This is a genomic window from Streptomyces sp. YIM 121038 (assembly GCF_006088715.1).
GTDB lineage: Bacteria > Actinomycetota > Actinomycetes > Streptomycetales > Streptomycetaceae > Streptomyces.
Genome location: NZ_CP030771.1, coordinates 7819305 through 7834265, shown reverse-complemented (window position 1 = coordinate 7834265; position 14961 = coordinate 7819305). Strand labels below are relative to the sequence as shown.

Annotated in this window: 13 protein-coding genes; 3 read left to right on the top strand and 10 right to left on the bottom strand. The window is 73.1% G+C overall.

Features of this window, described 5'->3' with window-relative positions:
• Window positions 1-191: 191 nt before the first annotated feature.
• Complete coding sequence (locus tag C9F11_RS33535) at window positions 192-1370, bottom strand: MBL fold metallo-hydrolase (RefSeq protein WP_249401981.1); 1179 nt, start codon at window positions 1368-1370, stop codon at window positions 192-194.
• A gap of 207 nt (window positions 1371-1577) precedes the next feature.
• Between C9F11_RS33535 and C9F11_RS33530 the strand changes: the two genes are divergently transcribed.
• Window positions 1578-2768 carry a Glu/Leu/Phe/Val dehydrogenase dimerization domain-containing protein gene (locus tag C9F11_RS33530; RefSeq protein ID WP_138962808.1) on the top strand — a complete coding sequence of 397 codons (1191 nt, stop codon included), beginning with the start codon at window positions 1578-1580 and terminating at the stop codon, window positions 2766-2768.
• Between the two features lie 10 nt (window positions 2769-2778).
• Window positions 2779-3387: a TetR/AcrR family transcriptional regulator gene (locus C9F11_RS33525; RefSeq protein ID WP_138962806.1), complete on the top strand. Its 609-nt coding sequence runs from the start codon at window positions 2779-2781 to the stop codon at window positions 3385-3387.
• A gap of 34 nt (window positions 3388-3421) precedes the next feature.
• Here the strand turns inward: C9F11_RS33525 and C9F11_RS33520 are convergent, their stop codons facing one another.
• From C9F11_RS33520 to C9F11_RS33510, 3 genes are all read right to left on the bottom strand, one after another.
• Complete coding sequence (locus C9F11_RS33520; protein ID WP_171075906.1) at window positions 3422-4180, bottom strand: SIMPL domain-containing protein; 759 nt, start codon at window positions 4178-4180, stop codon at window positions 3422-3424.
• A 255-nt stretch (window positions 4181-4435) separates the two neighbouring features.
• Window positions 4436-5209 carry an SGNH/GDSL hydrolase family protein gene (locus C9F11_RS33515; RefSeq protein ID WP_249401980.1) on the bottom strand — a complete coding sequence of 258 codons (774 nt, stop codon included), beginning with the start codon at window positions 5207-5209 and terminating at the stop codon, window positions 4436-4438.
• 142 nt (window positions 5210-5351) lie between these two features.
• Window positions 5352-7463 carry an alpha-galactosidase gene (locus tag C9F11_RS33510; protein ID WP_138962803.1) on the bottom strand — a complete coding sequence of 704 codons (2112 nt, stop codon included), beginning with the start codon at window positions 7461-7463 and terminating at the stop codon, window positions 5352-5354.
• Between the two features lie 245 nt (window positions 7464-7708).
• Here C9F11_RS33510 and C9F11_RS33505 point away from each other — a divergent pair, with 245 nt between their 5' ends.
• Complete coding sequence (locus tag C9F11_RS33505) at window positions 7709-8506, top strand: tyrosine-protein phosphatase (protein ID WP_138962801.1); 798 nt, start codon at window positions 7709-7711, stop codon at window positions 8504-8506.
• Window positions 8507-8522: 16 nt separating this feature from the next.
• Here C9F11_RS33505 and C9F11_RS33500 read toward each other — a convergent pair whose 3' ends face one another.
• The 6 genes from C9F11_RS33500 to hpnH form a co-directional block, all read right to left on the bottom strand.
• The gene (locus tag C9F11_RS33500; protein ID WP_037827059.1) at window positions 8523-8639 is read right to left on the bottom strand and encodes a DUF6126 family protein; all 117 of its coding nucleotides are present in this window, start codon (window positions 8637-8639) and stop codon (window positions 8523-8525) included.
• Window positions 8640-8667: 28 nt separating this feature from the next.
• Window positions 8668-9300 carry an XRE family transcriptional regulator gene (locus C9F11_RS33495; protein WP_138962799.1) on the bottom strand — a complete coding sequence of 211 codons (633 nt, stop codon included), beginning with the start codon at window positions 9298-9300 and terminating at the stop codon, window positions 8668-8670.
• A gap of 72 nt (window positions 9301-9372) precedes the next feature.
• Complete coding sequence (locus C9F11_RS33490; protein WP_138962797.1) at window positions 9373-10767, bottom strand: aspartate aminotransferase family protein; 1395 nt, start codon at window positions 10765-10767, stop codon at window positions 9373-9375.
• Complete coding sequence (gene dxs / locus C9F11_RS33485) at window positions 10764-12740, bottom strand: 1-deoxy-D-xylulose-5-phosphate synthase (protein WP_138962795.1); 1977 nt, start codon at window positions 12738-12740, stop codon at window positions 10764-10766. The genes C9F11_RS33490 and dxs overlap by 4 nt, the downstream gene beginning before the upstream one ends.
• Window positions 12741-12765: 25 nt before the next feature.
• Window positions 12766-13932, bottom strand: a complete 1167-nt coding sequence (gene ispG, locus C9F11_RS33480) for a flavodoxin-dependent (E)-4-hydroxy-3-methylbut-2-enyl-diphosphate synthase (protein ID WP_138962793.1) — start codon at window positions 13930-13932, stop codon at window positions 12766-12768.
• A 4-nt stretch (window positions 13933-13936) separates the two neighbouring features.
• Window positions 13937-14956 (bottom strand): adenosyl-hopene transferase HpnH, encoded by a 1020-nt coding sequence (gene hpnH / locus C9F11_RS33475; RefSeq protein WP_138962791.1) that lies wholly within the window; start codon window positions 14954-14956, stop codon window positions 13937-13939.
• Window positions 14957-14961: the final 5 nt, after the last annotated feature.

Sequence of the window (14961 nt, the reverse complement as noted above, 5' to 3'; positions counted from 1 at the left end):
AAAGTCCGGCGGACAGCGTCCCGCTCTGGTATGACGCGTCGTACGAGAGGACGAAATATGTCGTACGTCAGCACGAGCGCGGCGGTGTGCGCCGCACAGGGCGTACGGAGGACACCCGTTCCCTGGGCGCGGCCGACCAGGGGCGCGCCCCCCTCACGGAGTCGCCCGCCCCTGTCGTCCGTCGCCCGGCGTCAGCCGACGGGGGCGGTCTCCTGGTCGGCCGCGCCCAGCCCGGGGCGCGGGGCGTGGTCGCTCCAGCCGCCCGCCGGCGCGACGGCGATCGCGCGCCACCACGGGGCGTCGGGCACCGCGTCGGACGCCGGCTCGAACGGCTCGCCGGGGATGGGCAGCGCCACCGGGGCGCCCGCGGCGCGCGCGGCGGCGAGCGTGCCCTCGGCGGGCTCCGACCAGGCGTGCGGCGCGAGGTTGAACGTGCCCCAGTGGATCGGCAGGAGCACGCCGTGCGGCCGCCCGCCCTGGAGGTCGAGGTGGGCCCGCACGCCTTCCTCGGGCCGCATGTGGATGTCCGGCCAGAACTCCGAGTAGGCGCCGATCTGGATCATCGTGGCGTCGAACGGGCCGTGGGCGGCGCCGATCTCCGCGAAGCCCGGGAAGTACCCGGTGTCGCCGCTGTGGAAGACGCGGTGCTCGGGGCCCGCGACGCTCCAGGACGCCCACAGCGTGTGCTGCTGGTTGCGCAGCCCGCGGCCGCAGAAGTGCCGGGCGGGCGTCGCCGTCAGGGTCAGGCCCGCGACGTCCGTGGACTCGTGCCAGTCGAGCTCGCGGAGCCGGTCCGCGGGGACGCCCCAGTGCTCCAGGTGCGCGCCGACGCCGAGCGGCACCGCGAACACCGTGTCCGTGCCCGCCAGGGCCTTGATGCTGGGCAGGTCCAGATGGTCGTAGTGGTCGTGCGAGATGACGACGGCGTCGACCGGGCCGAGGGCCGCGAGCGGCAGCGGCACGGGGTGCAGGCGCTTGGGTCCGGCGAAGGCGAAGGGCGAGCAGCGCTCGCCCCACACGGGGTCGAAGAGCACCCGGCGGCCGTCGATCTCGACGAGGACGCTGGAGTGCCCCATCCAGGTGAGCCGGAGGCCGCTCGCCGGGGGCTTGGCGAGGTCCGCGAGGGTCGTGGCGTGCACCGGCACATGGCCCGCCGGGACGCGCCGGGAGCGCTCCTCGCGGCGGAAGTAGACCTTCGCGAACTCCAGGGCGGACCCGGAGGGCCTGGTCCGCGCCCCCACCGGGTTCTGGAACGAGCCGTCGGCGAAGTTCGGCGAGCCGTGGATGCGCGCGAGCCGGTCACCGGTCGGATCCGCACCGAACGCGGGCGTCCGCAGGGAGCGGAGCAAGGGGCTCAGGGACCGGGACACGGCGCACCTCCAGAAACAGGGCTGCTCAAGCCTCCCCATTATGGGCGCCACCGCTGACAACGACCGCCGGGGGCGGTCCGCGGGGCCCGCACGGACCGCCGCCTCCGCGTACCCCGCGCCCCGGCTCGGCGGAGGATGCCGATGCCACCGCGCGGCGTGCTGTACTTGCTACTGAATGATCGGTCAGCAGCACGTACAGGAGTCCGTATGCCCGTGCCGTCCGCGCCCCTCATCTCGCTGACGTGGACCGATCACGTCACCGGCCGCCAGGGCTTCCTCGTCGTCGACCGCCTGGTGCGCGGCGTGCGCAGCGGCGGCCTGCGGATGCGGCCGGGCTGCACGCTCCAGGAGGTCACCGGGCTCGCCCGCGGCATGACCATGAAGGAGGCCCTGCACTACGACCCGGCGGCGCGGTACGTCCCGCTCGGCGGCGCCAAGGGCGGCATCGACTGCGATCCGCGCTCCCCCGAGGCGTACGGCCTGCTCGTGCGCTATCTGCGGGCGGTGCGGCCGTACGTCGAGGCCTTCTGGAACACCGGCGAGGACCTCGGCCTGACCCAGGACGTCGTCGACCGGGCGGCCGCCGAAGCGGGCCTGACCTCCACCGTGCAGGCCGTCTGTCCGCTGCTCGACGACGCGGCCGCGGCCCGGCGGCGGCTCGCGGACGCCTTCGCCGTCGAGGTCGACGGGATCGGCCTGGACGCGCTCGTCGGCGGCTGCGGCGTCGCCGAGTCCGTCCTCACCGCCCTGGACGCGGCGGGCGCGGACCGCGGCCGCGCGCGCGTGGCCGTGCAGGGCCTCGGCACGATGGGCGCCGCCACCGCGCGCTTCCTCGCGCGCGCGGGGCTCACGGTGGTGGCCGTCGCCGACGTCGAGGGCACCATCGCCAACCCCGAGGGCCTCGACGTGGAGGCGCTGCTCGCCGCGCGCGACGCCTACGGCACCGTCGACCGCGCCGCGCTGCGCCCCGGCGACCGCGAGCTGCCGGGTGACGCCTGGCTCGCCGCCGACGTGGAGGTCCTGGTGCCCGCCGCCGTGTCGTACGCGATCGACGCGGCGAACCAGGAGCGGATCACGGCGCGCTGGATCGCCGAGGCCGCGAACATGCCGGTGCTCCCGGAGGCGGAGCGGCTCCTCGCCGCGCGCGGCACCACGGTCCTGCCGGACGTCGTCGTGAACTCCGGTACGAACGCCTGGTGGTGGTGGACCCTGTTCGGCGACATCGGCGAGGCCCCCGACAAGGCGGGCGAGGCCTTCGCGTACACGCGCCGCGCCCTGCGCGCGCTGGTCGCGGAGCTGCTCGCGCGCGCGGAGCGCGACGGCACCACGCCTCGTGCCGCCGCCCACGCCCTGGTGGCCGACCGCCTGCCGCGGATCGCCGAGCGCGTCGGTCGGTAGGCTGCGGAGCGTGGCGAGGGTGCGGCTGAGCGTGGCGGAGCGGCGGGTGGAGCTGCTGAGCGCCACCGTCGGGCAGATCGAGGAGCGGGGCGTCGCGGCCGTGCGCATCGCCGACGTCGCGGCGGCCCTCGGGGTGAGCAACGCGCTCGTGCTGTACCACTTCTCCACCAAGGACGAGCTGGTCGCCGCCGCGTTCGCGCACGCCGCCGAGGGTGACCTCGCCCGCCTCGACCAGCTGCTGCGCCGCCGTACGTCCGCGCTGCGCCGGCTGCGGGCCGCCGTGCGCTGGTACGCGCCGACGGGGCAGGCCAAGGGCTGGCGGCTGTGGATCGAGGGCTGGGCGGCGGCCGGGCGCGAGCCCGCCCTGCGGGAGGTGGCGCGCGACCTCGACCGGCGCTGGAAGGCGGCGCTCGCCGAGGTCGTCGCGGAGGGCGTGGCCGCGGGCGAGTTCCGCTGCCCCGACCCGATGGGCGCGGCCCTGCGCCTCACGGCGCTGCTGGACGGCCTGGCCGTCCAGCTCACGGCGTACGGCGCGGTGTCCCGGGCCCGCGCCCGCGGCTGGGCCGACGAGGCGCTGGCCCGGGAGCTGGGCCTGACCGTGGCGGACCTGCGGGCCTGAGGACCTGCGGGCCTGCGAGCCCGGACCGCCGGGGCTAGCCCAGCTCGTACACGGCGGTGAGCGTCACCTGGTCCTCGATCTCGCCGGGCGCCACGGGGACGCCCTGGTCCTTGGTGAGGGCCTCCACGGGCACCGCCAGCGGTCGCGGGCCGCCGTTGTCGCTCTCGCTGAGCGAGACGAGGCGGCCGAGGGGGCGGCCGTTCAGCTGCGCGTACTGCTCCGCCTTGGCGCGCGCGTCGTCGTGGGCGGCAGCGCGGGCCTCGGCCCGCAGCCCCCGCTTGTCGGCGACGTCGAAGGCCACGCCGTCGACGCGGCCCGCGTCACCGGCGGCGTCCATCGCGGCCTGGAGGACCCGGCCCGTGGCGGGCAGGTCGCGCACGGTGAGCGCGAACGACTGGGATGCCCGGTACCCGGTCAGCTTGGAGGCGCCGTCCTCGTCCTTGTACACGGCGGACAGCGACAGGCCCACCGTGCGGGCGTCGCGCTCGGCGACGCCCTGCCCGCGCGCGGCGGCGAGCAGCGCCCGCGCCGCGGTGTTCTGCCCGGCGAGCGCCTTCTTGGCCGTCGGCGCGGTCACCTCGACGCCCATGCTGAGCACGGCGAGGTCCGGCGCCGCGCTGGCGGAGCCGGTGCCGGTGACCGTCACGGTGGCGGGCTGCCGCGCGGCCACGGCGGTCGGGGCCCCGGCGACCGGCGCCACGGCCCCGGCGGGCGCGGCCCCGATCCCGAGCGCGGCGAGGGCGAGCAGGGCGGTGGCGAGAGGACGTGCGGGCGCGTACGAGCGTGGCGGCATGGGCGGGAGTCCTTCCGGTGTGCCGGTCGTCCGCCCCGTGCGGGCGGCCCGCCGCCCCGCAGGGGGACGGCCGGCCGCAGGGGACGGCTGACCGCAGGGGGACGGCTGGCCGCCATCCCAGCACGCGCGCGCACGCGCGCGGGGACGCCACGCCCGCCCTGTCACCCCACCGGTCCACCCCCGTCGCGGACCGGGTGGGTGCCTACAGCCGCATCAGGACAGCGGCCTCAGGACAGCCCCGCCAGGACGGCCCCGTCACGTCAGCGGCATCAGGTCGGGCCGCTTCGCCGCCACGTGGTCGCCCGACGACTCGCCCCGCAGCCGCCGCCCGATCCACGGAACCAGGTGCTCGCGCGCCCAGTGGATGTCGTCGCGGCGCACTTCGAGAGTGCCGCGCGGCGGCAGCGGCGGCCACGCCTGGTCGGGGTCGGCGGGCACGGGGATGCCGAGCACCTGGGCCGCGCGCAGCGCCACGCGCGTGTGCCCGTCGGGCGACAGGTGCAGCCGGTCGGTGTCCCAGGCCCGCCGGTCCTGGACGGTCTTCAGCGACCACAGGTCGAGCACCGGACAGCCGTAGCGGTCGGCGACCGCGCGGACGTGGCCGTTGTACGTGGCGATCTTGCCGCGCAGATGCTTGAGGAGGGCCACACCGCGGGTGTCGAAGCCGGTGGTGACCACGACAGTGCCGACGGCCGAGGAGAGGTCGGCGACGGCCCGCTCGAAGCGCTCGGCCACGTCGTCCGGATCGGTGCCGGGCCGGATGATGTCGTTGCCGCCCGCGGCGAACGTCACCAGGTCCGGGGCCAGCTCCTTGGCCCGCGGCACCTGGTCCGCGACGATCTGGTCGAGCAGCTTGCCGCGCACCGCGAGGTTCGCGTAGCGGAAGGTGTGCTCCGGTGCCAGGTCGTCGAGCAGGACGGCGAGCCGGTCGGCCCAGCCGACGAAGGTCCCGTCGGGCCCGGGGTCCCCCACGCCCTCGGTGAAGCTGTCGCCGACCGCTGCGTAGGAGGTAATGGTCTCTGTGGTCACGTTTTTGACGAAAGGTGTCGACTCTGCTGTCACGTCGTCCCATCTTTCCTTCCGTCAAGTGACCTACGCCACCGTAATATGGGGTTGACGTGGCGTGAGATAAGCCATTGGTCAAGATTGCGCCAACCCGGAATACCCAGGCCTAGGGCCTCGACGGGGCGGCCGCGACCCGGCTCAGCCGGAAGACCGCCGCGTCCAGATCGCCGCTGAGGCCCGTGCGCAGGCCGTGGTGGAGCAGGACCGCGCCCCGGTGCACCGCGCCGGTGTCCCGGCACACGTACGCCGCCGCCGGGTCGAGCCCCCGCAGCCGCACCGGGGCGGGCTCCTCGCCGTACGCCTGGGCCCGCAGCCAGGCGAGCACCACGGCCTCGTCGCCCCGCACGTACTGCACCGCGCTGAGCCCCTCGCCGGGCGCCCGAAGGCGGTACAGCTCGCCGAGCTGCACGATCGGCCTGATCTCCTTGTACAGCTCCACCCAGCCGCGCGCCTCGGCCCGTTCCGCCGCGCTCCACCGCGTGAGGTCGCCGCCGACGCCGAGCACCCCGGCCATGGCGCTGACGAACCGGAACCGCAGGGAGCTGACGCGCCCGTTGAGCTGGGTGTGGGGGCTGTCGGTGACCCAGGCGGCCATCACGCGCGCGGGGTGCACCTGGCTGAACCCGTGCTGGATCGCGAGGCGGTCCGCCGGGTCGGTGTTGTCCGAGGTCCACACCTGGTCCGTACGGGCGAGGATGCCGAGGTCGACCCGGCCGCCGCCGCCCGAGCAGGACTCGAAGGCGACGGACGGGTGCGCGGTCCGCAGCCGGTCGATGAGGTCGTAGACGGCGTGCACGTGGGCGGACCACACGCGCTCGGGATGGACCTCGCCCGGCCATCCGGGGTCGGTGAAGCAGCGGTTGAAGTCCCACTTCACATAGTCGATCGGGGCGCCGGAGAGGAGCGCGTCCAGCTGCTCCCACAGGTACTCCCGCACGTCCTCGCGCGCGACGTTGAGGACGAGCTGGTTGCGGAACTCCGTGCGGGTGCGGCCCGGCTGGTGCTGCACCCAGTCGGGGTGCGCGCGGTACAGGTCGCTGTCCGCGTTCACCATCTCCGGCTCCACCCAGATCCCGAACCCCATGCCCAGGCCGCGCACGTGGTCCGCGAGCGGCTTCAGACCGCCCGGAAACCGCTCCGGGTTCGGCGTCCAGTCGCCGAGCCCGGACCGGTCGCTGACGCGTCGGCCGAACCACGCGTCGTCGACGACGAACAGCTCGACGCCCATCTCGGCGGCCCGCTCCGCGAGGTCGCGCTGCTGGTCCTCACAGATGTCGAAGCCGGTGGCCTCCCAGGAGTTGTAGAGCACGGGCCGCACCTCGTCGGCGTCCGGGACGACGTGCGCGCGCTGGTAGGCGTGCCAGGCCCGGCTCGCCCCGCCGAAGCCGCCGTCGCTCCACAGGCCCGCGAACACGGGCGTGACGATCGCCGTGCCGGGCCCGAGCACCTCCTGCCCCGCGTCGTCGTGGCCGGAGCCGCCCGTGATCTGCACGGCGCCGTCCGGGAGCTGGTGCACCGCCACGCGCCACGACCCGGACCAGGCGAGCGCGCAGCCGTAGACCTCGCCGTGCTCCTCGGTGGCGCCGTCGGCGTCGAGCGCCACCCAGGGCAGGTGCTGGTGCCCGGTGTGCCCGCGGCGGCTGCCGATGACCCGCTCCCCGTACGTGAGGCCGGAGCGCACGAGGCGCGACTCCGCGGCCCAGCGGCCGTGCAGCTGGGACAGGCGCCAGTGCTCGCGGCGCGGCAGGGTCCAGGTCGCGGAGTCGGCCCGCAGCAGCTCCACCTCGGGGGACCCGGCGGGCCCCTGGTGCATGACGACCACGTACCGCTCGACCACGTCGCCGCGCAGCCGGTAGTCGAGCAGCACCGCCAGGTGGTGCACCGGGTCGGTGAAGTTCAGCTGGAGCTCGTCCTCGTCGTGCCAGGCACTGGCGAACCGCCACTCCGTGCCCCGCACCCCGCCGCCGCGCACCGAGAACGCGGGCCGCACGAAGCGGGGGCCGCCCTCGACGGGATACTCCTCGTGCCCGTCGATGCGGGACTCGAAGGGCCGCTCGGGCGGCAGCGGCGCGGCGGCCAGGGCCTCGGCGTCGGCCAGGGCGATCCGCGGGCCCCAGTGCAGGTGCAGCAGCTCGTCACGGCCGGTGAGGCGGAGCGCGTAGCTGCTGGTGGGCCCCGAGAGGAGCCAGGTACGACCGTCCTCGCCGACCTCGATCATCAAACCCCCACAGGTCCTCTGACAGATCTCAACAGCCGCGCGGGCGTACGCACATCTTCGAGCCCGTGCGACCACCGGGGCAACGCCCGTGCGCGCTCCGCTGCGACTGATTGCCTGAGGAACCCGTGTCGTATCGTCGAAGGCGCAACCACCGACCGCCGACGGCACGCCGCGGCGAGCCGTACGGTGCCCCGCTCCCGGCCGGTCCGACGAGCGCCGACCAGACCCGACCCAGAGGAGAGCCCGTGACGCAGCAGGTTCCGTCGACCGAACCCGAGCTCGCCGGTGTGCGCAACTTCCGTGATGTGGGCGGACTGTCGACCGTCGACGGCCGCCGGGTCCGCCACGGGGTCCTCTTCCGCAGCGGCCACCTCGCGCACGCCACCGCCGCCGACGCCGCGTTCCTCTCCTCGCTCGGCCTGCACACGGTCTTCGACTTCCGCAACGCCGCGGACCAGCGCCTCGAAGGCCCGGACGTGGAGCTGCCGGGCGTGCGCAACGTGAACCTGCCGCTGACCGACCCCGCCGACGGCGCCGAGTTCTGGAAGATGGTGCGCGACGGCGACCTGGACCAGCTGCGCACGGTCCTGTCCGACGGCAAGGCCGCCGAGCGCATGGCGTCCTCGTACCGCACGATCATCAGGGAGCGGACGGCCGAGCACAGCCGGGTGCTGCACGCGCTGGCCGAGGACAGCGTGCCCGCGCTGATGCACTGCGCCGCGGGCAAGGACCGCGCGGGCCTGTCGATCGCCGTGACGCTGCTGGCCGTCGGCGTGGAGCGCGAGGCGATCGAGGCGGACTACCTGGAGTCGAACGCGGCGCACCGCCGCTACAAGGTGCACCGCAGCGCGACCACGCCGGACGCGATGTCGCCCGAGGTCATGGAGCTCCTGAGCCCCCTTTTCGACGCCCGCGCCGAGTATCTGGCGGCGGCCTTCGCCACCGTCGAGCAGCTCTGGGGCGACACCGACACCTATCTCACCGAGGGACTCGGCCTCGCGGTGGAAACACGCGAGCGCCTGCGCGAGCGGCTCCTCGACTAGGGCGCGCGCCCGGGCGCTACTGGTTCTGTCCGCCGAGGACGAACAGGAGATAGATGAAGCCCGCGAACAGGTGGCCCACGGCGACGTAGACGATCAGGCGGACCCACAGGGCGCGCGGGAACTTCTCCTCCATGGACATGCGGCGCGCGGGCTGCTGCGGTTCAGGTTCCGTCATGTCGGTCTCCCTTGGTGGGGCCGCCGAGACAGAGCGCGGCGGCGGGGCTCTGCAGCAAGGTGTGGACGAAGAGGAGGTCGGCGCCGCCGTGGTCCACGGCGGCGATCCGGTGCGGCGTCAGCGAGTCGAAGTGCGCGCTGTCGCCGGGCGCGAGGGTGTACGAGGTGTCGCCGAGGCGCAGGCGCAGGCGGCCCTGGAGGACGTACAGCCACTCCTCCCCCGGGTGCACGCGCACGATGTCGCCCTGCGCGCCGTGCGGCACGTGCACGCGCAGCGCCTGCATGCCGCGGCCCGGGGAGCCCGCCTGCCAGTACGTCCAGCCGCCGGCGGCGGTGGGCTCCATGTCCGGGGCGCGGACGACGGCGTCCCGGTCGGCGGGCGTCTCGCCGAGCAGCTCGGAAACCGTCGTACCGTAGGTACGAGCGAGCGCGAGCAGCATCGGCAGGGACGGCTGGCGCTGCCCCGTCTCCAGGCGGGACAGATGCGCGGGCGAGAGCCCGGCCGCACGGGCGGCGGCCTCCAGGGTCAGCGCGGCACGGCGGCGCAGCTCACGCAGTTGCGGGGCGACGGCGGGCAGCGCGTCGGCCGCCTCACCGGCGTCCGGGGTGGCAGGGCTCATACCCTCGATTGAGCCAGAGCCTTACCCGAGAGGCAATTTTGTTGCCTCAGAGGCAAAACCCCGAGGCGGAGCTCATCGGTTCGCCACCGCCTGCTTCACCAGTGTCTTGCCGAAGTCCCAGATCAGCCCGCCGCCCCCGTGCGCCTCGTCCATGATGTCGGTGAAGGCGGCGACGAAGCGGTCGACCTCCTTCTCGCCGATGATCAGCGGCGGGATGAGCTTGATGACCTCCAGGTGGTCGCCGGAGACCTGGGTGAGGATCCGGTGCTTCTGGAGCAGCGGTACGACCACCATCTGCGCGAACAGGCCCTTGCGGGCGGCCTGGAGCACGGTCCAGCGGCTGCGCAGCTTCAGGGACTTCGGTCTGCCGAACTCGATGCCGATCATCAGGCCGCGGCCGCGGACGTCGCTGAGCAGCTCGTACTTGTCGACGAGTGCCGCGAGCCGGTCCTTGAGCAGCTCGCCCGTCGCGCGCGCGTTCGCGACGGTCCGCTCCTCGTCCATGACGGCGAGGACCGCGAGCCCGGCCGCCATGGCCTGCGCGTTGGACCCGAAGCTCGCGGAGTGGACCAGGACCCGGTCCATGGACGAGTAGACCTTCTTGAAGATCCAGTCCTTGCCGAGGGTCGCGCCGACCGGGACGTACCCGCCGGACAGGGCCTTGGCCACGCACACCAGGTCGGGCTCCACGCCCTCCTCGTGCTGGTGGGCGTAGAAGGCGCCGGTCCTGCCGAGCCCCGTCTGCACCTCGTCGGCGATCAGGAGGGCCTTGTGCTGGTGGAGGAGTTCCTGGGCGGCGCGCAGATAGCCGGGCGGGGGCTCGTGCACGCCCTTGCCCTGGACCGGCTCGACGATCAGGGCGGCCACGTCCCCGCGCTTGAGCTCCCGGCGCAGCGCGTCGAGGTCGCCGAGGGGCACGGCCGTGTCCGGCAGGAGCGGGGCGAAGCCGTCGCGGAAGCCGGTCTCGCCGTTCACGGACAGGGAGCCGGTGGTCAGGCCGTGGAAGGCGTGCGCGCAGTACAGGATCCGCGGCCTGCCGGTGGCGTAGCGGGCGAACTTCAGGGCGGTCTCGACGGCCTCGGTGCCGCTGTTGCCGAAGAAGACCCGGTCCAGGTACGGGCTGTGCGCGAGCAGCCGCTCGGCGAGCAGCCCGGGCAGCGGCTGGCAGTCGAAGCGGGTCAGATCGGCGAGGGAGGCGTCGAGCACGTCGTGCAGGGCCTTGCGGACGACCGGGTGGTGGCGGCCGAGGCCCATGACGCCGAACCCGGCGAGCATGTCCAGGTAGTCGTGTCCCTCGGCGTCCCAGAAGTAGGCGCCCTCCGCGCGTTCGTAGACCTTGTCGAAGCCGATGGTGTGCAGCATGCGCGGCAGCTGGTGGTTGAGGTGCCGGGTGTGCAGCTCGTACCGCTCGCCGCCGCGCTCGGCGAGCAGTCTGCCGAGGTCGAACTCCTTGCCGGTGCTTGTCATGCTCGGTTCTCCTCGCCGGGTGTCCCGGCTGTCTTCGGGCCGGACTCCCCGGCCTCCTGCGGGCCGGGCACCCCGGCCGTCTCCCGGGCGCCGGACCGCGCCGCGTCCTGGCGGGCCATCGTCGCGCTGACGCGGCCCGCGATCTCCACCGGGGTGAGGCCGACGTCGGCGAGGACCTCGCCGCGCTTGGCGTGCGCGAGGAACTGCTCCGGAATGCCGAAGCGCCGTACGGGGACGTCCACTTCGGCGTCGTCGAGGGCGAGGGCCACGGCCGAGCCGACGCCCCCCGCGCGGCTGTTGTCCTCCACGACCGCGACGAGCCGGTGCCGGGCGGCGAGCGGCGGCAGGGCGGCGTCGACGGGCTTGACCCAGCGCGGGTCGACGACGGTGCAGCCGATGCCCCGCTCGGCGAGGAGGTCCGCGGCCTGGAGGCACACCGGTGCCATCACGCCGACGGCGACGAGCAGCACGTCCGGGTCGGGGTCCCGGCGCAGGACGTCCATGGCGCCCACCCGGTCCACGGCCGGGATCGCGGGCCCCACCGACTCCTTGGGGAAGCGCAGCAGGGTCGGCGCGTCGTCGACGTTCACGGCCTCGCGCAGCTGGACGCGGAGCTGGTCGGCGTCGCGGGGCGCGGCGATCCTGAGGCCCGGCACGACCTGGAGGACGGACATGTCCCACATGCCGTTGTGCGAGGGCCCGTCGGGCCCGGTGACCCCGGCCCTGTCGAGCACGAAGGTGACGCCGCAGCGGTGCAGCGCCACGTCCATCAGGAGCTGGTCGAAGGCGCGGTTGAGGAAGGTGGCGTAGACGGCGACGACGGGGTGGAGCCCGCCGGTGGCCAGTCCGGCGGCGGCCACGGCGGCGTGCTGCTCGGCGATGCCGACGTCCCAGACGCGGTCGGGGTAGGCCGCCGCGAACTTGGTGAGCCCGACGGGGTGCAGCATGGCGGCCGTGAGGGCCACGACGTCCTCGCGTTCGGCCCCGACGCGGACGATCTCGTCGCCGAACACGGAGGTCCAGGAGGGGCCGTTGGACGGGGCGAGCGGCTCGCAGGTGAGGGGGTCCATGACGCCGACGGTGTGGAAGCGGTCGGCCTCGTCGGCGAGCGCGGGTTCGTAGCCGCGGCCCTTCTCGGTGAGGCAGTGGACGAGGACCGGGCCGTGGAAGCGCTTCGCGCGGCGCAGCGCGGACTCGACGGCCTTGACGTCGTGGCCGTCGATGGGACCGACGTACTTCAGGCCGAGGTCCTCGAACATGCCCTGGGGCGCGAAGGCGTCCTTGAAGCCCTTCTTGGCGCCGTGCAGGGACTCGTACAGCGTCCGGCCGACCACGGGGGTGTGCTGGAGGACGTCCTTGCCCCAGGCGAGGACCTTCTCGTAGCTGTCGGTGGTGCGCAGGGTCGCGAGGTGGTTGGCGAGGCCGCCGATGGTGGGGGCGTAGGAGCGCTCGTTGTCGTTGACGACGATGATCAGCGGCTGGTCCTTGGCGGCCGCGATGTTGTTGAGCGCCTCCCAGGCCATGCCGCCGGTGAGGGCGCCGTCGCCGATGACGGCGACGACGTGGCCCCGCTCCCCCAGGACCCGGCGGGCCTTGGCGAGGCCGTCGGCCCAGCCGAGCGCGGTGGAGGCGTGGCTGTTCTCGACGATGTCGTGCGCGGACTCCTCGCGCGAGGGGTAGCCGGACAGGCCGCCCTTGCCGCGCAGCTTCGAGAAGTCCTGACGCCCGGTCAGGAGCTTGTGCACATAGCTCTGGTGGCCGGTGTCCCACACCAGGCGGTCCACGGGCGACTCGAAGACCCGGTGCAGGGCGATGGTCAGCTCGACCACCCCCAGATTGGGCCCGAGGTGTCCGCCGGTCCGCGCGACCGCGTGCACCAGGAACTCCCGGATCTCTTCGGCCAGTTCGGCCAGTTCGGACTCGGTCAGCGCCTTCAGGTCGCGCGGCCCTCGGATGGTTTCCAGGATGGTCATGCTCAGGCCCCCTAACTGGTTGTCCTCAGCTCACCGTGACGTCGGGCTCCCCGGACGGGACTCCGGCGGCCTCCATCCGTGCGGCGATCTTCATCGCCTCTTCGATCAGGGTCTCCACGATCTTCGACTCGGGCACCGTCTTGATCACCTCGCCCTTGACGAAGATCTGCCCCTTGCCGTTGCCGGACGCCACCCCGAGATCGGCCTCCCGCGCCTCACCCGGACCATTGACGACACAGCCCATCACCGCCACCCGCAGCGGCACCTCCATGCCCTCAAGCCCCGCGGTCACCTCGTCCGCCAGCTTGTACACATCCACCTGCGCCCGCCCGCACGACGGACACGACACGATCTCCAGACGCCGCTGCCGCAGGTTCAACGACTCCAGGATCTGAATGCCGACCTTGACCTCCTCCGCCGGAGGAGCCGACAGCGACACCCGGATCGTGTCACCGATCCCCTCCGCCAGCAGCGCACCGAACGCCACCGCCGACTTGATCGTCCCCTGGAACGCCGGACCCGCCTCCGTCACACCCAGATGCAGCGGGTAATCACAGGCGGCCGCCAACTGCCGGTAGGCATTGACCATCACCACCGGGTCGTTGTGCTTGACCGAGATCTTGATGTCCCGGAAACCGTGCTCCTCGAACAGCGACGCCTCCCACAGCGCCGACTCCACCAACGCCTCCGGCGTGGCCTTGCCGTACTTCGCGAGCAGGCGCCGGTCGAGCGACCCGGCGTTCACCCCGATGCGGATCGGGACCGCGGCGGCGCACGCCGCCCGCGCGATCTCCCGGACCTTGTCGTCGAACTGCTTGATGTTCCCCGGGTTCACCCGCACCGCCGCACAGCCCGCGTCGATCGCCGCGAACACGTACTTCGGCTGGAAGTGAATGTCCGCGATCACCGGAATCTGCGACTTGCGCGCGATCACCGCCAACGCGTCCGCGTCGTCCTGCGTAGGACACGCCACCCGCACGATCTGACAACCCGACGCCGTCAGCTCCGCGATCTGCTGCAACGTCGCCCCGATGTCCGACGTACGCGTCGTCGTCATCGACTGCACCGACACCGGAGCGCCGCCCCCGACGGCCACCGACCCGACCTGGATGCGCCGCGCGGTGCGGCGCTCCGCTATCGGCCGGGCCGGTGGCTCGGGCAGGCCCAGGGAGACGGGGCCTGAAGGGGTCATGACGTCACCGGTTCCCGGAGACGGTCTCGCGCATGGCGCGCAGCGACTCCTTCAGCGACCCCATCGTGGCGAGCACGGCCGTCGGCTCGTACCCGCAGTGCGCCATGCAGTTGGCGCACCGGTCGTCCTTGCCGCGGCCGTACTTGCTCCAGTCCGTCTCCTCGATCAGCTCCCGGTACGTCGGTACGTAGCCGTCGCTCATCAGATAGCAGGGGCGCTGCCAGCCGAAGAGCGAGTAGTTCGGGATGGCCCAGGCCGTGCACTGGAAGTCGACCTTGCCCTCCAGGAAGTCGAGGAACAGCGGCGAGTGGTTCAGGCGCCAGCGGAGCCGGTTGCCGCCCGCGAAGGCCTTCTTGAACAGCTCGCGGGTCTGCTCGACGCCGAGGAAGTGCTCCTGGTCCGGCGCCTTCTCGTAGGCGTAGGCGGGCGAGAGCATCATCTCGTCGACCTTCAGGTCGTCGTTGAGGAAGTTCAGGACCTCGATGATGGTCTGCGGGGTGTCCGTGTTGAAGAAGGTCGAGTTGGTGGTCACCCGGAAGCCGCGGCGCTGGGCCTCCTTGATGGCGGCCACGGCCTCGTCGAACACGCCTTCCTTCGCCACGGACTCGTCGTGGCGCTCGCGCATGCCGTCGATGTGCACGGCGAACGCGAAGTACGGCGACGGCGTGAACTTGTCCATCTTCTTGCGCAGCAGCATGGCGTTCGTGCACAGGAAGACGAACTTCTTCCTGGCCACCAACTGGCGCACGATCTCATCGATCTGAGGGTGCATCAGCGGCTCGCCGCCCGCGATGGACACCATCGGCGCGCCGGACTCGAGCACGGCCCCCACGGCCTGGGCCACCGGCATGCGCTGCTTGAGCACACCGGCCGGGTGCTGGATCTTGCCGCAGCCCTCGCACTTCAAATTGCACGCGAACAGCGGCTCCAACTCGACGATCAAAGGAAACTTGTCACGCTTGCGCAGCTTCTGTTCAAAGAGATAGGTAGCGACCTTGATTGACTGACGCAGCGGCATAGCCATCTGGC

What these genes read in the sequence shown, in the direction of transcription:
- C9F11_RS33510 (WP_138962803.1), bottom strand. Translation starts at nt 7,463, where the DNA reads ATGATCGAGGTCGGCGAGGACGGTCGTACCTGGCTCCTCTCGGGGCCC.
- C9F11_RS33520 (WP_171075906.1), bottom strand. Translation starts at nt 4,180, where the DNA reads ATGCCGCCACGCTCGTACGCGCCCGCACGTCCTCTCGCCACCGCCCTG.
- ispG (WP_138962793.1), bottom strand. Translation starts at nt 13,932, where the DNA reads ATGACCCCTTCAGGCCCCGTCTCCCTGGGCCTGCCCGAGCCACCGGCC.
- hpnH (WP_138962791.1), bottom strand. Translation starts at nt 14,956, where the DNA reads ATGGCTATGCCGCTGCGTCAGTCAATCAAGGTCGCTACCTATCTCTTT.
- C9F11_RS33490 (WP_138962797.1), bottom strand. Translation starts at nt 10,767, where the DNA reads ATGACAAGCACCGGCAAGGAGTTCGACCTCGGCAGACTGCTCGCCGAG.
- dxs (WP_138962795.1), bottom strand. Translation starts at nt 12,740, where the DNA reads ATGACCATCCTGGAAACCATCCGAGGGCCGCGCGACCTGAAGGCGCTG.
- C9F11_RS33495 (WP_138962799.1), bottom strand. Translation starts at nt 9,300, where the DNA reads ATGAGCCCTGCCACCCCGGACGCCGGTGAGGCGGCCGACGCGCTGCCC.
- C9F11_RS33530 (WP_138962808.1), top strand. Translation starts at nt 1,578, where the DNA reads ATGCCCGTGCCGTCCGCGCCCCTCATCTCGCTGACGTGGACCGATCAC.
- C9F11_RS33500 (WP_037827059.1), bottom strand. Translation starts at nt 8,639, where the DNA reads ATGGAGGAGAAGTTCCCGCGCGCCCTGTGGGTCCGCCTGATCGTCTAC.